This window comes from Novosphingobium sp. NFX11, from assembly GCF_057376415.1.
Genome location: NZ_CP080384.1, coordinates 2,021,738 through 2,036,355, shown reverse-complemented (window position 1 = coordinate 2,036,355; position 14,618 = coordinate 2,021,738). Strand labels below are relative to the sequence as shown.

The window sequence follows — 14,618 nt, the reverse complement described above, 5'->3', positions numbered from 1 at the left end:
CTTTCTCGTCAGTGGATGAAAAGGAGGGCCAGCAGCAGCGGGATCAGCAGGCTCAGGCCGACCATCGGCCAGGTCATCGGCCGGTGCTTCGCATGAAGCTGGAGCAGGAACAGGCCGGTGATCGTGAACACGAGACAGGCCACGGCGAAGAGGTCGATGAACAGGGACCACGCGGCACCGCTGTTGCGACCCTTGTGCAGGTCGTTGAGGTAGGAGATCCAGCCCCGGTCGGTGACTTCGGCCTGCACTTCGCCGGACGCGCGATCGATGCTGACCCAGGCGTCGCGGCCGGGGCCGGGCATGGCGACGTAGACTTCGTCCTCGGCGGTCCAGTCCGCCGCGCGGCCCGAAGGATCGAGCGGAACCGCCGCCGCGATCGCCTTCGCCACTTCTGCGGGCAGGGGATCGGTGCGGTCTCCGGGGGCAGGCAGTTTCGCCAGCAGTGCCACCGGCAGCTTGCCCTGGCTCTGCGTCACCGAAGGCTCCGCGCCGATCGAGGCGGCGTGGTTGAGCGTGATGCCGGTCGCCGCGAACAGCAGCATGCCGACCAGCGAAATCGCCGCGCTTACCCAATGCCAGGTGTGCAGTTGCTTGAGCCAGAAGGCGCGGGCCTTCTTGTTCTTCTTCTTTTTCGCTGCGGCCTTTGGCCTGGCGGGCGGCGTGATGCGGCTCGGAGCGGCTGACGCGGCGTCACGCGCGGTGTCGGCGTGGCGGTCTGGGGCGTCGGCAACTTCCAAGATGTCGCATCCTTAACTCGGGCTTCAAAAATCCGGCGTGATCACCGGGACGGCCCCCTTAGACGGAAACGTGCCGCCACACGTCGTTGCGATGTCGGGTGCCCTCTGGACGACGAGCTGCTTAGTGTATATGAAAATCACTCGCAATAGTGGTTGGCAGGAGATTACAATTGGCGACAGTTGCCGCGCTCGCGCCGGACGAACTCGCGTTCGCACCGGCTTCGGCCGTCGTGCACGAGCCGCTCGTCCTGCCGTATCCGGTCGACGAATCGCCTTCAGGGCAAGGCCCGGGGCGTTCGGTCTACAGTCCCGCCAAGGCGAACCCGGTTGCACTGCTGGCCTCGGCCGGGATGATCCTGGGCATGGCGGCCTGCCTCGCCACGCTTAATATCGTCGCGGCGCACAAGGAGCGGGCGCACCTTACCACGGTCGACGTGCAGGAACTGGACGTCACACCGCCTCCGCCGCCGCCCGAGCCTACGAAGCTGGAGACGCCGCAGGCTGCGATTACGCAGACGGTCGTGCCCAAGCCGATGATCGAGCTGCCCAGCCCTGGCCCGCAGCAGGTCATGGTGGATGCACCGCCGCCGCCTGCTCCGCCCAGCATGACCAGCGAAGGGGTCAAGGTCAGCGCGCCGCCCTCCGTCGCACCGCCCGCCGCGACTACGCTGGAAGGCGGCGATCTTTCGAGCAAGGTGCTGTTCGCCAAGCCGCCGACATATCCGGTGGATGCCCGCCGCGCGCACGAGCAGGGCACGGTGAAGCTGCTTCTGCTGGTCGGTAGCGACGGGACCGTCAAGGACATCCAGGTGGCATCGAGCAGCGGCAGTTCACGCCTTGACGGCGCGGCGCTGCGGGCGGTGAAGCACTGGCGCTGGTCGCCGCTGATGAGCAACGGCGTGGCGACTGCGGTGCGCGGCTACGTCACGATCCCGTTCGTGCTCAAGGCGGCGTAAACCCCGTCGTCATTGCTTCGCTACGTTCGCAATGACGGGTTGGTTCAGTCGCGGTCCTGCAGTGCAGCGTGCAGGGTCGTCATCGCCTGCTCCAGTTGAGTCGCGCTGTAGGGCTTGTCGAGCCGCACCGTCGGGCGATGTTCGAGGTCGGGCTCGAAGCCGCCGCTGGCGATCGCCAGAGGTACGTCGCGGGCGGCGAGTTCGGCGATGATCGGGTCGGCCTTCTCGCCCGCAAGGTTGAGGTCGATCACGGCGACGTCGTATTCGCCCGCGCAGGCTGTCGCGAGCGCGGTCGAGAGCGTCGCGAAAGGTCCGACGACCTCGCAGCCAAGATCGGTCAGCATCTCTTCGAGCAGCATGGAGACGAGGAACTCGTCCTCCGCCACCAGCACCCGCAATCCATCGAATCGAGGGGTTTCCTCAGGCATCGTGCCACCCTGAAATTGCGTTCGCGACAACGCCTTGCGCGGCAAAGTTATTGGCAGCGGTTCGCGGCGCGAGCAAGGGGGATTCAGCCCTCGATGATCTCTCGGATTCGTCCGGCGAGGAGGTCCATGGCGAAGGGCTTGGTGATCATTTGCATGCCCGGTTCGAGGAAGCCGGAGGCGAGCGCCGCGTTTTCCGCATAGCCGGTCATGAACAGCACTTTCAGGCCGGGGCGGCAGGCGCGCCCGCCGTCGGCGACCTGTCGGCCGTTGAGCCCGGGCAGGCCGATGTCGGTGACGAGCAGGTCGATGCGCTCGTCCGACTGCAGGATGGCGAGGCCGGAGGGGCCGTCCGTAGCTTCGATCGCCCGGTAGCCGAGGCCGTCGAGCACTTCGAGGATGAGCGCGCGTACGACCGGCTCGTCCTCGACCACCAGCACCACTTCACCCTCGCGTGCGGTGGGCAGCAGCAGCGGTTCGTGCGCGTCCTCGGTCGCGGTGTCGGTGCCGAGATGCCGGGGAGGAACAGCTTGATCGTGGTTCCGACGCCTTCCTCGGAATAGATTCGCGCGTAGCCTTCGGACTGGCGCGCGAAGCCGTAGATCATGGACAGGCCGAGGCCGGTGCCCTGGCCCATCGGCTTCGTGGTGAAGAACGGCTCGAAGGCGCGCACAGCGGTGTCGCGGCTCATGCCGACGCCGGTGTCACTGATCGCGATGCACACGTATTCGCCCGGCTTCACGTCCCGCTCGCGCGCGGCGTAGCGGTCGTCGAGGTGGGCGTTGCAGGTCTCGATGGTCAGCTTGCCGCCCTGCGGCATGGCGTCGCGCGCGTTGATGACGAGGTTGAGGATGGCGCTTTCCAGCTGGTTGGGATCGCAGCGCGTTGGCCACAGCCCGCCCGCCAGAACGAAGCCCAGCTCGATGTGTTCGCCGAGCGTGCGGCGCAGCATGTCCTCCATCGAGGCGATCAGCGGATTGCTGCGCACCGGTCGCGGGTCGAGCGGCTGGCGGCGGGAGAAGGCGAGCAGGCGATGGGTCAGCGCCGCCGCCCGCTCGGCCGAAGTGCGCGCGCCGCCGAGCCAGCGCTCGAGGTCCTGCGTGCGGCCCTGCGTCAACCGGGCGTGCATCATGTCGAGGCTGCCGGTGATGCCTTGCAGCAGGTTGTTGAAGTCGTGCGCGATGCCGCCGGTCAGCTGGCCCACGGCCTCCATCTTCTGGCTCTGGCGAAGGGCCTCCTCGATGGCGCGCTGCTCGGTGATGTCGCGGCCGATCGCGTGGATGCGGCGGTCGTCAGGCACAGCGGTCCAGGCGATCAGGCGGAAGTCGCCGTCCTTGGTGCGGTAGCGGTTCTCGAACGCGATCGTGCGGCGCCCGCTCGCGAGCTTGGCGACTTCGGCGGCGGTCGCCTCGACGTCGTCGGGGTGGACGAAGGAGGCGATGCGCTGTCCGAGCATTTCACCCTCATGCCAGCCCAGCAACCGCTCGCCAGAGGGGTTCACCGCCGTGATCGCGCCCTGGAAATCGCAGACCAGCATGAGGTCGCGGCTGATCGTCCAGAGCCGGTCGCGGTCCTGCGCGTAAGCGGCCTCTGCCTGCTTCTGCGCTTCGATCTCGGTATTTGTGCCGATCCAGGCAGAGATGGCACCATGGGCGTCCTTGAGCGGCATGGCCCGCGAGAGATGCCAGCGATAGAGCCCCTCGCAGTCACGCAGGCGGAGTTCGGTGTCGTAGACCTCTCCGCTCGCGACGGCCTGCGCCCAGCGCTCGACGGCGGTTTGCCGGTCTTCCGGATGGACGAGGCGAGCCCAGCCATCGCCGTCGAGGCTGCCATGCGGCTCGCCCGAATAGGCGTAAGTGCGCTCGTTGAACCAGTCCATCGCGCCGTCGGCCCGCGCGGTCCAGACTTGCGTGGGCATGTTCTGGGCGAGGGCGCTGAACTGCGCCTCGCTCTTTTCGAGGGCCAACTGGGTGCGCGTGCGGTCGGTCACGTCGCGCACCGCGCCGATCATCCGTACCGCGTTGCCAGCGGCATCGAATTCGAATTCGGACTTGCGCGCGATCACGCGCTCCTCGCCGGTATCGGGGCGACGGATGTGATATTCGACGTCGAGTGCCGCGTTCGCCGAATGGCGCCGGGCATGGTTGGATGAAAGATGCCGGTCTTCGGGAATGATGATTTCCTCGAAGACACGCACGTTTGTCTCCCCGCGCTGCGGCACTCCGAAAAGGCGGCAGAATTCGTCGGTCCCGGTAATGGTATTGGCGACGATGTCGACGGAGAACAGGCCCACGCCGCCCGCGACCTGGGCGCGGCTCAGCTGTTCGGCGCTCAGGCGCAGGGCTTCCTGCGCGTCATGCTCGAAGGTGCGATCGCGCATCAGCTTGACGAAGCCGGTCGGGCGGCCCTCGGCATCGCGCAGCGGGGTCATCTCGCTGAGGCCCCAGAAGCGCTCGCCGGTCTTGCGCAAATGCCAGCGTGCGTCATGGGCGCGGCCGCTGTCGAGCGCTTCGCGGCGCTTGGCGGCGGGCCGGCCGGTCGCCCGGTCCTCGGGCGTGAAGAACACGTCTATCGGACGGCCGAGCATTTCCGGCTCGCTCCAGCCGAGCATCGCGGCGGCTCCGGCATTCCACAAGGTGATCCGACCGTCGAGATCGGTGGCGACGATGCCGTAGTCGACCGCACCGTCGAGGATCTGGCGGTTGTAGGCTTCGCGCTCGTGCAGCAGCCCTTCGGCGCCAACGCGCTGGACATGCGCCCAGGACCGCTCGGTCACTTCGCGGATTATATCGAGTTCATAGGGTGTCCAGCGACGGGGTCTGCTGTCATGGATCGCCATCAGTGCGATGAGGCGGCCTTCCTTGACGAGCGGCATGCAGATCGTTGCCGCGATGCCGATGTCCTGGAAGGTCCGGGCCTCTTTCGGCGCGATCTCCGTCGCATTGTCGTTGATGATCAGCGGGCGCCCGGCACGGAGTTCCTTCACTGCAAGTTGCCCGAAGTCGGCGAGGCGATAGTGTCCGACGATCGAGGGGAGCCGTCGGCGTGCCAGTTGCCCCGGATCGTGAAGCCGTCCTCGTCGCCGTCCATGTCCGCATAAGCGCAGTTGGAGAGGCCGAGGTGTTGCGCGGTCATGCGCGTGGTGATCGCGAGGATTTCCTCGGCCCCGCGGCAATCCGTGATCGCCTGCGCAATGTCGTCGAGGAACCGCAGCTTCGTTTCGCTCTCTTCGAGGGCTTCACGGGCGTGGTGCGCCTCGGTGATCTCGAAGACTACGGCGATGACGCCCGCAGGCCTGCCGTCGTCACCGGGGACCGGCGAATAGTCGAGGTTCAGCCAGATCTGCTCGGGCTTTCCGTGGCGGTGCAGCGTGAGCATGTGGTCGCGATAGCTCAGTGTGCCTCCCGCAAGACCGACCTTCATGACGTTGGCATTGAATTCCGCGACTTCCTGCCAACCGTCGAGCACGTTCGAGCCAAGTAGCCGGCTGTCGCGCCCACCGGCAAACTCGGCATAGGCGTCGTTGTAGAGCATGACGCCCATCGGCCCCCACAACAGCACCAGCGGCACGCGGGAGGGAAGCATCATCGCGACGGTGTGGCGCAAGCTGACCGGCCAGCCTTCGATGGGACCGATCGGGGTGGAGGCCCAGTCGTGCGTGGCGATACGGCGCGCGAGTTCGCCTTCGAGTCCCATGAACCCGTGGCCGTTCCCTACGCTGCGCGTCATGCCCCTAACCGATCCCTTCGCGCCGGGCCGATTTTCCCGTCGATTCACCCCGTCTGTGCACGCGACAACACATCGCGCGTGCAACGGTTCCCCGTCAATGATCGGTAAGTGATTATCCTGCGGCGGCGATGGGATAGGGCAGGATTTCCGCCTGTGTCCCCGTGGCGGAGAGACGGGGCGCCGACGACGCGCGATTGCGGCCTTTGCTCTTCGCATCGTAGAGGCCCCGGTCGGCCTGCAGCATGGCGGGCGAAAGGTCCTGTATACCCGGAGTCACGGGCGCGCAGCCGATGCTGAGCGTGCCGCAGTTGCCTCCTCCCTGCCGCATAGCAAAGCCCGAACAGAGGTCTTCGGCAAGGCCGAGGCTGCGGCCTTCGTCCATTCCGGGCAGCAGCACCACGAACTCGTCGCCGCCGAGGCGGGCGCTGATCGCCGAACCCGGCAGGCGCAGCCTCAGGAATGCGGCGAGATCGACGAGCAGGCGGTCGCCGCCCTGATGGCCGAAGCAGTCGTTGATCGTCTTGAAGTTGTCGATGTCGATGAGGAGCAGCGATCCGCCCGACTGCTGCACGTCGCGCGTACGGGCTTCGAAGCCGCGACGGTTGAGCAGGCCGGTCAGCGGATCGCTTTCGGCGAGGCGGGTGGCGCGTTCCTCGCGGCGGCGTCGCAATGCCCCTGCTACCGACATGGCGAGTGCGACTTCTACGAGAATGCCTTCGAACAGGGAGATGGGGATCAACACGCCGGAATAGGAAGACAAGTCGACGAAGGCGCCCGGCACGAAGGCGCAGCCGGCCTTTACGGCATAGAACGAGCCATGGACCACGAACGTCGCGACGAGGGTGCGGGTTTCCGAACCGGTGGTGCGGCGCGCTTCCAGCAGCACGCCTGCAGCCCTGAGGCAGAACACCGCCACGAACCCGGCATTGAACAGCGACATGACCTGATCACGGTCGCCGAGGCCAGGGGCCGCCATGAGGGCAGAGCATGCCAGCGGCGCGAGGAACCAGACGCGGCTCAGCCTGCGCTGCGCGAAGGATGCGGCACCGTGGAGGAACATGAAGTGCGCGAGAGGGACCATCGAGTTCGACAGCCAGACGCCGAGGAGGAAATCCCCGCTCTGGCGCAGGGGCGCAAGGGTGCAACCCACGACGATGCAGAGGAACCCGAGCGCGAAGCTCAGGAGGAACCGCTCGCGCAGGGACCGCCATTCGATAAGAAGAAACGTCGCGGCCACGAACGCAATTGCGTTCGAAAGCAGCAACATGGTTTGCGCATCGACCGACATGAAGAACCCGGAACCCCCTTGCGCGAGGAAGTTACGCCAATCTCCTAAACAAAAGGTGGATGGGCCGTAAACCATTCGTACGGTTGCTGTTTTTCGGTCATGCCGGAAGCGGGTTGGAGCGTGACGACTTGTCCCTGAATCGTCATTGCGAGCGGAGCGAAGCAATCCAGGGCGGGCTCAAGACTGCCCTGGATTGCTTCGCTGCGCTCGCAATGACGAAGGGTGATGCACCCCAATGTCCTCGCGTTCCGTGCGCGGCGCTGCCATGGATTTGCAACCAAGACGGCCCAATGCCATTCTGTGACCTGACACCCGGCCGAACGCACGCGCGAAGGCCATCTGCAACTTTCGCATTACCGCCAAAACCGGGGAGCATATCGCATTGCGCGGCTGGATTCTCTTTCAGCATCAACTCGATCCGTCGATTCCCGAGGTGCCCGAAGTCTTCCGTTTCCAGGAGGCTGCAGGCGCGCTCGGCATCGAACTGCACGTCCTCCAGCCCCACAGCTTCGAACTGGTGGTCGGCACCGTCGGCGACTGGGCGATCAAGTATCAGGGGCGCGAGATCGAGAAGCCCGACTTCGTCATCTGCCGGACGGGCGCGGAAACGGACTACTTCACGTTGGCCCTGCTGCGCCACTTCGAGCGGCGCGGGGTGCGGCTGGTCAACGGCCCGGCAACGATCGAGACGGTGTCCGACAAGCTGCACACCCTGCAGACGCTGAACCGCGCGGGGTTGCCGATCCCGCGCACGATGCTGGGCACGTTCCCCATCGATGTCGATCTGGTCGAGCGGGAACTGGGCTTTCCAGTCATCGTCAAGACGCTCAAGGGCACGCGCGGCGCAGGCGTCCTCAAGTGCGAGGACCGCAGCCAGTTCGAGGATCTGGCGGGCCTGCTCGAAAGCGCCGAGGCCAAGGCGGATTTCATCCTCCAGCACTACGTACGCGCCAGCCATGGCCGTGACGTGCGCGTGCTGGTGGTCGGCGGGCGAGTGATCGCGGCGATGGAGCGGCGCTCGCTGACCGGCGGGTTCAAGTCCAACGTCTCGCTCGGCGGCGTCGGTGTCGCCTACAACCCGCCGCAGGAGATGGCGGAACTGGCGGTGCAGGCGGCCGACGTTCTGGAACTCGACATCACCGGCATCGACATCCTGTTCGACGAGGACGGCTACCGCATCTGCGAGGCCAATTCCGCCCCCGGCTTCCAGGGGCTGGAGCGGGCGACCGGGCTCGACGTGCCGACGGCGATCCTCGAATGGGTGATCTCCACGCAGGCCGCCGTGCAGGAAAGCAAGCCAGCCCCGGCCGAGAGCACTGCGCTGGCCGACATGGTCTTCGGCGGCCGCACCGGCCTGCGCGCGCTCAGCGACCGCAATGCCGAATTCCGGCCTTTCGCCAATGCGGTGGGCCTGCGCATGGTGGCGGCGGGGATCGGCTGTCTCGTGCAGGGCTCGTTCCCGCAACCGCTGGTGGATCGCCGCAGTCCCACCGGGATCGGCCTTCGCTCCCTCTTCGAAGGGCGCGCCAAGGTGGACCTGACGGGGCTCAACGACCGGGCGCACGAGCGCACGCTGATGGTGGTTCTGGCCGTCGCGATCTGGGCGGCGGTCATGCCGTGGCTCGCCGGGGCCGAGGCGGTGGTGAGCGGGGTGCTCTCCGTCCTCGCGCTCATCTTCCCGGTGCTGTTCCTGCTGACTTCCCCGGCCGGACGGTTCGGAGCCGGTTCCGCGCGCCGACGCAGGAGCAACGGATGATCGACTTTTCCGCGATTCCCTGGGCGGCGCTGGCGCCGTTCATCGTCGCCGGGTTCCTGGCGCAGCTGGTGGACAGCGCGGTCGGCATGGGCTTCGGGGTGATCGGCAACTCGCTGCTGATCCTGCTCGGCCTGCCGCCCGCCGCGGCGTCCTCGGTGACGCATGCGGTCGAGAGCTTCACCAGCGGCGTGTCCGGCGCGGCCCATGCCCTGCAGCGCAACGTCGACTGGATGCTCTTTGCGCGCCTCGTCATTCCGGGCATCGCTGGGGGCTGACAGGCGTGTGGGCGCTCTCGCACCTCAGCCTCTCGATCCTGCGGCCGGTCCTGCTCGTCTATCTGGCGGCGGTCGGCATTTACCTGATCTGGCGCGGAGCGCGGCGGGCGCAGGCTTATCGCCGGATGCGCGCGGTGGGGCCGCTGGGCTTCGTCGCCGGGTTCCTCGATTCCTTCGGCGGTGCCTGGGGGCCGGTCACGACGGGCAGCCTGATCGCGCAGGGGATGACCCCGCGCGTGGCGGTGGGCACCGTCAACGCCGCCGAGTTCTTCGTGACGGTGACGGTGCTGTCGGCCTTCATCGGCACGCTTGGCCTGCAGTCGTTCTCGATCGCGGCGTCGGGCCTGCTGATCGGCGGGATCGTCGCCGCGCCGATCGGGGCGCTGGTGACGCGGCGTGCCTCATCGCGCGATCTGACGCAGTGGATCGGCGGGGTGATGATCGCGCTCAGCCTGTGGGGTCTGATCTCGCTCGTCTTCGCGCCGATCCCGCTGTTCTCGCGGATGTGAGGGTCAGGCGCTTTTCAGTCGTCCCCCGCTGAGCGTCTCCGCCAGACCCGGCGCCACTATGAGCAACCCCTTGGCGATGGCCACCACCGCGCCGAGGATCAGGAACGGCTGGCCGATAAGATAGACCGGATAGAGCGGCGAGCCGAGCTTTCCGGTCAGCTTGCCGACGACCGGCCCCAGCAGCCAGATCAGGATCAGGTGCGCGCAGAAATAGAAGAACATGTAAGGCTCGATCCGGCGTAGCAGCGGCGCGGCGCGAGTGGCGACGAGGCGCCATGCCAGCCACCACACCGCCAGCGATGCGGCAACGCGCGCGGCTAGGTCCACCGCCGCCGTCGAGGCATCGTCGAACGGCCGGGCATCGCCGATCGAGACGTAGAGATGCAGCGGCATCAGCACCACGAAGGGTGCTAGCGCGACGATGGCGGGCCATGCGGCCACGCGCTCGGCGAGGTTGGCACGGCGGGCGATGATGCCGATGGTGAAGAACATCAGGATCGAGGCGCGCAGGATCACCGGCGGGCCGATGCCCAGTACGTGGCAGGTTCCCGCCGCCAGCGCGAGCAGAGCCAGCGCCTTCGACGGCAACCGCACCAGCAGCGGGGCCAGCACCATGCACAGGAACAGGTCGCGCAGGAATGGCATCTGCACGTTGATGTCGGGCGGGCGGGTGACGATGAACAGTTCCTCGACCAGCCAGCGCACCGATTGCGGCATGGGCGCGGCGAGCCCGAACTGCCATGCCGCGCCCGATACCAGCAGTACCGCCAGCGCGTTCCACAGCACCATCGGCAGCAGGATCGTGCGCGCCTTGCGGGCGACGTGCGGTCCCCAGTGACGGGTGCGCGAGGAGCCCGCGACCAGCCAGCCGGAGATCAGTCCCAGCAGCGGCACCGCGCTGCGGCCGAACCCTTCCATCAGGACCCAGCGCAAGGTCTCCTGCGGCGTCCCGCGCGCCAGATCGAGTTCGTAGCCGGAGAGTCCCGTCCAGGCGTGGACGTAGACGATGCCCGCGATGCAGATGACGCGCGCGATGCGGATCGCATCGGAGCGCCAGCTTTGCATGTCGCTCTTCGGTTCAGCCAAGCCGTGTCCCGCCCATTATCATCCATGCTCCGTATGTGCTTTTGTCATCATAAAGCCTGCGAGGCGCAGTGGTTGCCTCGCGCAGACGATGCCAAGCCTATGCGTCACGCCGCGCGGGCGGCGGGACGAGCGGAGAGGGGCGGGGAAAAGGCTTTCAGAACAGCGCTTCGTCGAGCGCCATGACCGTGGCGGGACCGGCTGCGATGCGGGCCGCGTGCAGACCTGCGCGGGGCAGCACGTAGCTCGCGTAGTAGGCGGCGATGGCGGCGTAGGTGTCGCGGCTGCGCGCATCCTCCAGCGCCGGGGCGGCGGCGAGGATGCGGACCCACATCCAGCCCAGCGACACCAGCGCGAAGAGGTTGAGGTACTCCGTGGCCGCCGCGCCGAGGGCATCGGCATCACCCGATGCGGCCGCGATGGTGGCGCTGGCTTCCTCCAGCATGGCGAGGGCGGCGCGCATCTGCACGGCGAGGTCGCTCGCGTCGCTTTTGTCGATGTCGGCCGCGATTCCGTCGAGGTAGGCGCGCAAGGGGCGCCGCCGTTCAGCGTGACCTTGCGCGAGACGAGGTCCATGGCCTGTACGCCGTTGGTGCCCTCGTAGATCTGGGTGATGCGTGCGTCGCGGACGAACTGCTCCATCCCGGCTTCGTGGATGTAGCCGTGGCCGCCGAACACCTGCTGCGCCAGCACCGTCGTCTCGAAGCCGAAGTCGGTGAAGGCCGCCTTCACCACCGGCGTCAGCAGGGCGACGTCGGCGGAGGCCGCATCGCGCGTCGCGGCGTCCGGGTGGCGGTCGGCGATGTCCATGCGAGATCGCGGTCCATGCGGCGAGGGCACGCGCGGGCTCCACGAAGGCGCGGCAGGCGAGCAGCATCTTTCGCACGTCGGCATGGGCGATGATCGGCACGGGGCCGGGGCGTCCGTCCGAGGCGCGGCCTTGCAGGCGTTCGCGGGCATAGGCCACCGCGTTCTGCGTCGCCGCATCGGCAAGGCCGAGCCCCTGGATGCCGACGAACAGGCGCTCGGCATTCATCATCGTGAACATCGCGTTGAGCCCGCGCCCGGCCTCGCCTACCAGCCAGCCGGTGGCGCCGTCGTAGTTCATGACGCAAGTGGGCTGGGCATGGATGCCCATCTTGTGCTCGAGCGCACCGACCGACATGGCGTTGCGCTCGTCGAAGGCGCCGCTGGCTCCGGGCAGGAACTTGGGGACGAGCAGCAGGCTGATGCCCTTCACCCCGGCCGGAGCATCGGGCAGGCGGGCGAGGACGAGGTGGACGATGTTGTTGCCGAAATCCTGGTCGCCCGAGGATATGAAGATCTTGGTTCCGGTCACCGCGTAGCTGCCGTCGCCGCGCGGCTCGGCGCGGGTGCGCAGCAGGCCGAGGTCGGTGCCCGCCGAAGCCTCGGTCAGCGCCATCGCGCCGCACCACTCGCCGGTGACGAGCTTGCCGAGGTACGTCGCCTTGAGTTCTTCCGAGCCGTGTGCGGCAAGCGCTTCCGCCGCGCCCCGGGTAAGGCCGGGGAACAGGCCGAACGACAGGTTGGCGGCGGACACCATCTCGTCGAGCATGATCTGCACGGTGCGCGGCAGGCCCTGTCCGCCGAACTCGGGATCGCCTGCGAGGCCGGGCCAGCCCGCCTCGACGAATTCCGCATAAGCCTCCGCGAAGCCCGGTGCGGTCACGACATTGCCGTCGACCAGCTTCGTGCCTGCGGCGTCGCCCGGCAGGTTCAGCGGGGCGAGGCGTTCGGCGCACATGCGGCCTGCCATCGTCAGCACTTCGCCTGCCAGTTCGCTCGTCACTTCCTCCAGCCCCGGCAGCGCGGCCATCTGCACGTCGAAATCGAGCACGTGCTCCAACAGGAAGCGCATCGTCGCGACGGGGGCTGGTAGGTCGAGGGCATGATCGTCTCCACGGTGGTCCTTGCGCGCTTGCGCGGCTTTGGGTGTCAATGTACCAAACGATCGTTACAATCAAGGTGGTGACGTTAGAGACCGTGAATTCCCTTGCCGATCGGCCGTCCGCGCGCCAACGCAGGGCCGATGAACGTACGCCATCCCGACAAGTCGAACCCGTCGCGCGAGGACGAGGTCGTGGCTGCCGCCGCCGCCCTCTTCGCCGAGCGGGGCTATGCCGCGACCAGCATTCGCGACATCGGCGAGCGGGTGGGCCTGCTGGGCGGCTCGCTCTACCACTACATCAAGAGCAAGGACGCGCTTTTCGTGCGCATCCACGATGCGGCGCTGCAGGCGGCGGAAGACCGCATCCGCGTGGCGATCGAGGGGTGGAGGAGCCCGCCGCCCGGCTGGCCACGGCGTGCCGGGTACTGCTGGCGATCCAGCTCGACCCGGCCTCGCTGACGATGCCGCTGATGAACGACTTTCGCGCGGTGCCCGAAGCCGTGCGCGTGCAACTGGTCGCACGGCGCGATGCGTTCGAGCGGCTGTTCGCGGACCTGATTGATGCGCTGCCATCGCAGCCGGGCCGCGATCCTGTGATCTATCGCATCCTGCTGCTCGCCACGCTCAATTCGGCGAGCGAGTGGTATCGGCCGGGGCGCCTCACCCTCGATGAAGTCGCCGACCAGATCCTCGGGGTCTACGCGGTCGGTTCCTGAGTAGGGACGGCGCGGCAGAGTCCTTCCTGCGCTACGCTGGCGACCAGCGTTCCCGCCCGGTCGTAAAGCGCGCCGCGCGCAAAGCCCCTCGCGTGGCCGGCCCAGGGGCTGTCCATCGCATAGAGCAGCCAGTCGTCCACCGGCGGAGTGGAATGGAACCACACCGCATGGTCGAGGCTGGCGACCTGCATGCCGGGCGAGAAAATGGCCTTCGAATGGGGCAGGATCGCCGTGGAAACGAGTGCGAAGTCGCTCGCATAAGTTAGCACGACGCGCCTGAGCACTTCGTCGCTGTCGATCGGCGCGGCCAGCCTGAACCACAGGAACTGGTGAGGGGTATCCGAGCCCTGCACGGCAGGCGGGCCGGGCCGGATCTCGAACGCGGCGAGGCGGTCGAGCATGGCCTGCGGGAATTTCTGGCCCGTCGCCGCGAGTGCCGTGACGAGGTCCGGGCACTGCTCGGGCGAGGGCACTTGCGTCATGGCGGCGGCGTGGGCGAAGCCGTCCTCGCGCCGATGGAACGAGGCCGCCAGGTTGAGGATCGGCTTGCCGCCCTGCATCGCCACGACGCGCCGGTTGGCGAAGCTGCCGCCGTCGAAGTCGCGCAGCACGCGGTAGATGATCGGCCGCGTCGTGTCCCCGGCACGCAGGAAATAGGCGTGGAGCGAATGGGCCTGCCGATCGCTGCCCGCCAGATCGCGTGCGGCGGCCGCCAGCGCCTGCGCCACCACGAGGCCGCCGAACACGCGGCCGGGCCGTTCCTCCGAGGCGCCGCCGCGGAACAGGTCGGTGTCGATCTCCTCGACTTCGAGGAGGGCGCGCAGTTCGGCGACGGCAGCAGCAGGGTCAGTCATCGACGGGCCTTAGCGGGGAGCCTTCGAGCCACGCAAGGGCCTGCCGCTCGATCGAGAGCAGTTCCTCCAGTGTCTGGTCGATCGCCCGCTTCTGCTTGCGCAAGTCGGCGATACGCTCGCCGACCTTGGATTTGAGGGCGCGGACCTGTTCGTGATGCTCGGGATCGACGTCGTAGAGATCGAGGAACTCCTTGATCTCGCGGATCGAGAAGCCGAGCCGCTTGCCGCGCAGGATCAACTGCATTCGCCCGACCTCGCGCCGCGAATAGATGCGGGTGGTGCCGACCCTCTGCGGCGCGATCAGGCCCTTGTCCTCATAGAAGCGCAAGGTGCGCATCGTCACGCCGAGCAGGGTTGCGGCCTCCTGGATGCCCAGAAGTT

10 protein-coding genes and 3 pseudogenes are annotated in these 14,618 nt (G+C 67.4%); 5 read left to right on the top strand and 8 right to left on the bottom strand.

The window, feature by feature from the left end:
• Positions 1-8 precede the first annotated feature (8 nt).
• Positions 9-737, bottom strand: coding sequence for a PepSY-associated TM helix domain-containing protein (locus tag KZO24_RS10340; protein ID WP_370424193.1), 729 nt, complete (start codon positions 735-737; stop codon positions 9-11).
• Between the two features lie 170 nt (positions 738-907).
• On the opposite strand from KZO24_RS10340, the gene KZO24_RS10335 reads away from it, so the two are divergent.
• Positions 908-1,693 (top strand): energy transducer TonB, encoded by a 786-nt coding sequence (locus KZO24_RS10335; protein WP_271181833.1) that lies wholly within the window; start codon positions 908-910, stop codon positions 1,691-1,693.
• Between the two features lie 44 nt (positions 1,694-1,737).
• On the opposite strand, the gene KZO24_RS10330 is transcribed toward KZO24_RS10335, so the two are convergent.
• From KZO24_RS10330 to KZO24_RS10320, 3 genes and pseudogenes are all read right to left on the bottom strand, one after another.
• Positions 1,738-2,121, bottom strand: coding sequence for a response regulator (locus KZO24_RS10330; RefSeq protein WP_271181832.1), 384 nt, complete (start codon positions 2,119-2,121; stop codon positions 1,738-1,740).
• An 83-nt stretch (positions 2,122-2,204) separates the two neighbouring features.
• A pseudogene (locus KZO24_RS10325) lies at positions 2,205-5,847 on the bottom strand (PAS domain S-box protein).
• A gap of 112 nt (positions 5,848-5,959) precedes the next feature.
• Positions 5,960-7,114, bottom strand: coding sequence for a GGDEF domain-containing protein (locus KZO24_RS10320; protein WP_370424188.1), 1,155 nt, complete (start codon positions 7,112-7,114; stop codon positions 5,960-5,962).
• Between the two features lie 403 nt (positions 7,115-7,517).
• Here KZO24_RS10320 and KZO24_RS10315 point away from each other — a divergent pair, with 403 nt between their 5' ends.
• On the top strand, positions 7,518-8,891 hold the full coding sequence (locus KZO24_RS10315; RefSeq protein ID WP_271181829.1) for an ATP-grasp domain-containing protein: 1,374 nt from the start codon (positions 7,518-7,520) through the stop codon (positions 8,889-8,891).
• Positions 8,888-9,675, top strand: a pseudogene (locus tag KZO24_RS10310) (sulfite exporter TauE/SafE family protein). Before KZO24_RS10315 ends, KZO24_RS10310 begins: the two are co-directional and overlap by 4 nt.
• Positions 9,676-9,678: 3 nt before the next feature.
• Here KZO24_RS10310 and KZO24_RS10305 read toward each other — a convergent pair.
• Together KZO24_RS10305 and KZO24_RS10300 are read right to left on the bottom strand one after the other, a co-directional pair.
• A complete protein-coding gene (locus KZO24_RS10305) occupies positions 9,679-10,740 on the bottom strand; it encodes an acyltransferase family protein (protein ID WP_271182144.1) in 1,062 nt (353 codons plus the stop codon).
• A gap of 175 nt (positions 10,741-10,915) precedes the next feature.
• A pseudogene (locus KZO24_RS10300) lies at positions 10,916-12,637 on the bottom strand (acyl-CoA dehydrogenase family protein).
• 171 nt (positions 12,638-12,808) lie between these two features.
• Here KZO24_RS10300 and KZO24_RS10295 point away from each other — a divergent pair.
• Together KZO24_RS10295 and KZO24_RS10290 are read left to right on the top strand one after the other, a co-directional pair.
• Complete coding sequence (locus KZO24_RS10295; protein ID WP_486486128.1) at positions 12,809-13,126, top strand: helix-turn-helix domain-containing protein; 318 nt, start codon at positions 12,809-12,811, stop codon at positions 13,124-13,126.
• On the top strand, positions 13,051-13,383 hold the full coding sequence (locus tag KZO24_RS10290; RefSeq protein WP_486486127.1) for a TetR-type transcription factor C-terminal domain-containing protein: 333 nt from the start codon (positions 13,051-13,053) through the stop codon (positions 13,381-13,383). Before KZO24_RS10295 ends, KZO24_RS10290 begins: the two co-directional genes overlap by 76 nt.
• Here the strand turns inward: KZO24_RS10290 and KZO24_RS10285 are convergent.
• Positions 13,365-14,237 (bottom strand): acyl-CoA thioesterase, encoded by an 873-nt coding sequence (locus tag KZO24_RS10285; RefSeq protein WP_271181827.1) that lies wholly within the window; start codon positions 14,235-14,237, stop codon positions 13,365-13,367. The genes KZO24_RS10290 and KZO24_RS10285 overlap by 19 nt on opposite strands.
• Positions 14,230-14,574 carry a MerR family transcriptional regulator gene (locus KZO24_RS10280; protein ID WP_231958247.1) on the bottom strand — a complete coding sequence of 115 codons (345 nt, stop codon included), beginning with the start codon at positions 14,572-14,574 and terminating at the stop codon, positions 14,230-14,232. The genes KZO24_RS10285 and KZO24_RS10280 overlap by 8 nt, the downstream gene beginning before the upstream one ends.
• Positions 14,575-14,618: the final 44 nt, after the last annotated feature.

Bases quoted from the DNA above. Each gene is read 5' to 3' on its own strand.
- KZO24_RS10330 (WP_271181832.1), bottom strand. From the start codon at position 2,121: ATGCCTGAGGAAACCCCTCGATTCGATGGATTGCGGGTGCTGGTGGCG.
- KZO24_RS10320 (WP_370424188.1), bottom strand. From the start codon at position 7,114: ATGTTGCTGCTTTCGAACGCAATTGCGTTCGTGGCCGCGACGTTTCTT.
- KZO24_RS10305 (WP_271182144.1), bottom strand. From the start codon at position 10,740: ATGCAAAGCTGGCGCTCCGATGCGATCCGCATCGCGCGCGTCATCTGC.
- KZO24_RS10295 (WP_486486128.1), top strand. From the start codon at position 12,809: ATGAACGTACGCCATCCCGACAAGTCGAACCCGTCGCGCGAGGACGAG.
- KZO24_RS10285 (WP_271181827.1), bottom strand. From the start codon at position 14,237: ATGACTGACCCTGCTGCTGCCGTCGCCGAACTGCGCGCCCTCCTCGAA.
- KZO24_RS10280 (WP_231958247.1), bottom strand. From the start codon at position 14,574: ATGCGCACCTTGCGCTTCTATGAGGACAAGGGCCTGATCGCGCCGCAG.